This is a genomic window from Desulfobacter sp., assembly GCF_050177295.1.
The window spans coordinates 1-4385 of sequence record NZ_JBFXHE010000378.1; the positions used below are offsets into that span (position 1 = coordinate 1).

The 4385-nt window shown below is 49.0% G+C and carries 4 protein-coding genes and 1 pseudogene; 3 read left to right on the forward strand and 2 right to left on the reverse strand.

The window, feature by feature from the left end; genetic code table 11:
- From AB7U36_RS19365 to pyrE, 3 genes and pseudogenes are all read left to right on the forward strand, one after another.
- Window positions 1-522: pseudogene (locus tag AB7U36_RS19365) on the forward strand (dihydroorotate dehydrogenase); the annotation flags it as partial.
- Complete coding sequence (locus AB7U36_RS19370) at window positions 519-1355, forward strand: dihydroorotate dehydrogenase electron transfer subunit (protein WP_428161283.1); 837 nt, start codon at window positions 519-521, stop codon at window positions 1353-1355. The pseudogene AB7U36_RS19365 and the gene AB7U36_RS19370, both read left to right, overlap by 4 nt.
- A gap of 34 nt (window positions 1356-1389) precedes the next feature.
- Entirely contained in the window at window positions 1390-2061 is a 672-nt protein-coding gene (gene pyrE, locus AB7U36_RS19375) for an orotate phosphoribosyltransferase (RefSeq protein ID WP_428161284.1), read from the forward strand.
- A gap of 14 nt (window positions 2062-2075) precedes the next feature.
- Here pyrE and AB7U36_RS19380 read toward each other — a convergent pair whose 3' ends face one another.
- Together AB7U36_RS19380 and AB7U36_RS19385 are read right to left on the reverse strand one after the other, a co-directional pair.
- Window positions 2076-3698 carry a response regulator gene (locus AB7U36_RS19380; protein ID WP_428161285.1) on the reverse strand — a complete coding sequence of 541 codons (1623 nt, stop codon included), beginning with the start codon at window positions 3696-3698 and terminating at the stop codon, window positions 2076-2078.
- Window positions 3699-3853: 155 nt separating this feature from the next.
- Window positions 3854-4385, reverse strand: a 532-nt coding sequence (locus AB7U36_RS19385) for an NUDIX hydrolase (RefSeq protein WP_428161286.1), incomplete at its 5' end; no start/stop codon positions are given.

A 4385-nucleotide genomic window follows, 5' to 3' on the forward strand; every position in this document is an offset into this window, starting at 1 on the left:
CAGCACGGCATGATTTTCGGGGTCAACGCCCAATCCTCCCATGATGTTGTGGCAGCGGTTAAAAAAGTGATTCATGTGCCCCTGATTGCCAAGCTGACCCCGGCGGCCCCGGATATCGCAGGCATTGCAAAGGCGTGTGAGGATGCAGGCGCCGATGCCATCTGCGCCATTAATACGGCAGGGCCGGGCATGGTCATCGACATTGAGTCCCGGTCTCCTGTGCTCGCCTTTAAAAAGGGCGGGCTTTCCGGCCCCATGATCAAACCCATTGCCGTGCGCTGCGTGTACGATATTTTTCGGTCCGTATCCATTCCCATCATTGGCCTGGGCGGCATCAGCACGGGAACGGACGCCATCGAGATCATCATGGCAGGGGCCAGGCTTGTGGGAATCGGCACAGCCGTGCGGTACCGGGGTATTACCGTGTTTAATCAGGTAAACAAGGAGATCAACGACTGGCTGGCAGCCCACGGCACCACCCTGGAAGAGATCCGGGGCGCAGCCCACAGGGAGGCCTTATGATTACGCAGATGTTGCCCGCCATGGTCAAGGTGGCGGACAAGGAAGTTCACAGCCCTGAGTTCGCCACCCTGTATGTCAACCAGGCCATTGACTTTAAACCGGGCCAGTTTGTCATGGTGTGGATTCCCGGCGTGGATGAAAAACCCTATACCATTTCCCATCACTGCCCGGACCGCTTCGGCATCACCGTGGAGGCCAAGGGTGTTTTTTCCAAAAAAGCCGTATCCCTTGGACCTGGCGATAACATCGGCATCCGGGGGCCCTTTGGCAATGGATTCAATATGGGAAGCGGTCATAAACGGGTGGCTGTTGTGGCCGGCGGCTGCGGCATGGCACCGCTTGCTCCCCTTGTGGAGGCCTTTGAGACCCATAACGGGCCCGAAATTTTATTAATCCAGGGGGCCCGGTCCAAATCTTTTCTGCTCTACCCGGACCGGTTTACGGCAAAGGCCGAAATCTGTACCGATGACGGATCAAAAGGCTATAAAGGGTTTGTAACGGACATTCTGGTGGATAAAATCAAGGCATTATCGGCAAACTTAGTCCCTGGTTTTGATATGGTCTATACCTGCGGCCCGGAAATCATGATGGCAAAGGTATTTGAGATCTGTGAAGCCCACGCCATCCCCTGCCAGGTCAGTCTGGAACGGTACATGAGATGCGGATTCGGGGTATGCGGGGCCTGTGTCTGCGGCTACGCCGTGGTGTGCAAGGACGGGCCGGTATTTGGATCAAAGGCGTTGAGAACCATGGCGGATTTTAATACCCGGGCCCTGTTGAAAACCGGAAAGCCGGTACCGTTACACGAGTATGCAGCCTGGCGCTGCCAATAGCTGGTGTTTGAAAATAAGAATTTAAGGATTAAGAATGAATTATAAAGAAGAATTTATTGAGTTTCTGGTACAATGCAATGCCCTGAAGTTTGGCGAGTTTGAACTGAAAAGCGGCCGAATTGCCCCCTATTTTATCAACACCGGCATGTTTGACACCGGATCAAAGCTTAAAAAGCTGGGCACCTATTATGCCAGGGCCATTGACGCCCATTTCAAAGAAGAGTTTCACGGGATTTACGGACCTGCCTACAAGGGTATTCCTTTGTGCATCACGGCCGCCTGTGCCCTGGCTGACATGGGCATTGACAAAGGGTATGTGTTCAACCGCAAGGAAGCGAAAACCTATGCAGACAAAAGCGCTGTGGTGGGCATGCCCCTGACCCCGGACACCCGGCTGATCCTGGTGGATGACGTCATCACCTCGGGCAAGGCTATCCGGGAATCCCTGGAAGTTCTAAAGGTTTGCGGCAATCCGAAGGTTTGCGGCATTATCATCAGTGTGAACCGCCAGGAAAAGGGGAAAACAGACAAAAACGCCCTGGCAGAGGTGGCAGATACCCTAGGCATTCCCGTTTTTGCCATTGTTACCATACGGGAGATCATTGATTTTCTGCACAACCGGGAAATAGAGGGCAAAATTGTTCTGGATGACAAAATGAAAGCAAAGATCGAAACCTATCTGGAAATCTATGGTGCAGACCATTGAAATCAGGCCAGGGTTCAAATAATCCTTTTGATTTTATCTTGGAGCTGATCAGCGGTGAACGGCTTTTTTATAAAATCGTCGGCACCCGTTTTCATAGCCAATTGCTCTTGTGACCGCTCCGATTCCGTTGAAACAATTACGATGGGAATTTTATCCACAGAAGAAGTTGCCCTGACTTTCCGGGTTAACTCTATTCCCGTCATCACGGGCATGTTAAGATCGGTCAAGATCAGATCAAAGGATTTGTCCTGTTCCAGTATATCCAATGCCTGCTGTCCGTTTTCAGCCGTTATGACCGAGATCCCCATGGCTGAAGCAACGCTGCAGTAAAATGCCAGCATGGATTTTGAATCATCAACAATAAGTATTCTTTTTTTCAGTTGGCCTGAAGAAATTGATTTGATTTTATCCGCATCAGATGCCGCCCTTTTGCCGGCCATGGATTTCAGCTTTTTAGAAAATGCGCCGCAAAGACCCTGGTCGTTTGATTTAACAATCGCGTCAATCATTTTGTTGCCAATTGTTTCATCTTCATAAAGCGATTCGAACAAGGACAGTGCCCGTGATGCAACAACGGCGTTGATTAACCGGGAAGCATGGTCGTCACCTTTTCCGATAACCTCCTTTAATTTTTTTGCCACACCCGGATTGATTTGAGCATTGAGTGAAGTGATCACAGCGATAAGTATTGAAGGATCCTGCTCAGAAAGCCCGTCGAAAAGGAGGACAAGGCCTTTCATTGAAAATATTTGACCCAAAGCATCATACACGGCAAACCTGACATTGGGATGGTCTGCGATTCCCTTATCAACGGCGTCTACAATCAAGTCCGCCCCTTTTTTATCACCAATGGCCCCAAGAAGGGTTACGGCCATGATTTTCAGATCCGTATTGTCCGCTGACAGAAAAGGTGCGATAAAACGGATGGTTTCCGGTCCCAGCCTTGTCAAGGCGTCATGAATGATTCTTCTGGCTATTGGATTGCGGTGATGAATTTTTGATGCCAGAAAGGATATTGCCTTGTCGGTGTTTATCATTGCCAGGGCGTCAACTGCGCTGGCGACAGCCAGACCGCAGGTTTCATAACAGTCGTCAGCCTCTGAGTCCGCCACTATTTTGCATAGCGCGTCAACCGAATCAACATCCTTGTAATGTCCAATGGTTTCAATGGACAAGGATGCGATTAAAGAATCACTATGCTCCAGATATTGCCGAAATATGTCAAGTGCTTCAGGCGGCTGAATCAATGAGAGTGCGGAAAGGATTGCAAACCCTTCATTATAATGGGGATGCCCGGATATCAATTCAGATGGCTGTTCTGAAATAAGATCCGAAAAGAGTCTGAGCAGAGCAGACGTGGCAGACGGATACTTTTTCCGGCAACAAACCTGTAAACTGATTTTTTTTAAGTTCATATTGTCAGACATAAGGCCTTTTACGGTTTGCGCCTCGTTTTCCAGTAAAAGGGACCTGAGCGTATTTTCAGCCATAAGCGCTGCCTGATCAAAGGAATCACTTTTTTTGCATAAGTCGACAAGCCCGGGAATCGCAGCATAGATTTTCTTTTTTTCAACATCCTGTAGCAGGTTGACTTGTTCAATGAAACTTTTTGAGGCGAAATTCTTAAGCGCGTCCATTGGGCTCTCCTTTCCTATTCTTTATTTCATTTCATCTGCGGTCCTTACATGGGAGCGTCGGCCACAAAGGGTAATACATTGAAAAGCGGATCAGGTCTGCGCCATATGGCAAAAGGTGACAATTAAATTACGAAAAAAAATTTACAGCCTGCCGGTTAAAAGGGTTTATCGCCGATTACGCCCCCACTGACCGGTGAAAATTCAAGATCCTTGATCTTAAACCCGAAAGCCTCTGGTTTAAATGCATGATCGCCGGCATTTCCGCGGTCCTTGAAATAGTCTTCCAGGGTCAGGCGGATGACGTCAAAGGCAATTTTATCCCATGGGATATCTGATTGGGAAAACAGGCGAACATCAATGCTTTCCGAGGTGGGGCCAAAATCCTGGGATAATAGTTCCGCAATAAACATCAGGTAAATTTGGTCCACAAAAAGGATATTAAACATCCTGTAGGGCGATAAAATGCGGACCTGGGCACGGGTCTCCTCCAAGGTCTCACGTTCTGCACCCTGCTGGACGGATTCCTCATTTTCAAGATATCCGGCAGGAAGGGTCCAGCACCCTTTTTTGGGCTCAATATTGCGTTTGCACATTAAAATCCTGTCCTGAAAAACAGGAATCGTGCCCACAACCATTTTTGGATTTTCATAGTGGACATGGCCGCATGAGAGATCGGAAGAGCGTCGT

Bases quoted from the DNA above. Each gene is read 5' to 3' on its own strand.
- AB7U36_RS19380 (WP_428161285.1), bottom strand. From the start codon at position 3,698: ATGGACGCGCTTAAGAATTTCGCCTCAAAAAGTTTCATTGAACAAGTC.
- pyrE (WP_428161284.1), top strand. From the start codon at position 1,390: ATGAATTATAAAGAAGAATTTATTGAGTTTCTGGTACAATGCAATGCC.
- AB7U36_RS19370 (WP_428161283.1), top strand. From the start codon at position 519: ATGATTACGCAGATGTTGCCCGCCATGGTCAAGGTGGCGGACAAGGAA.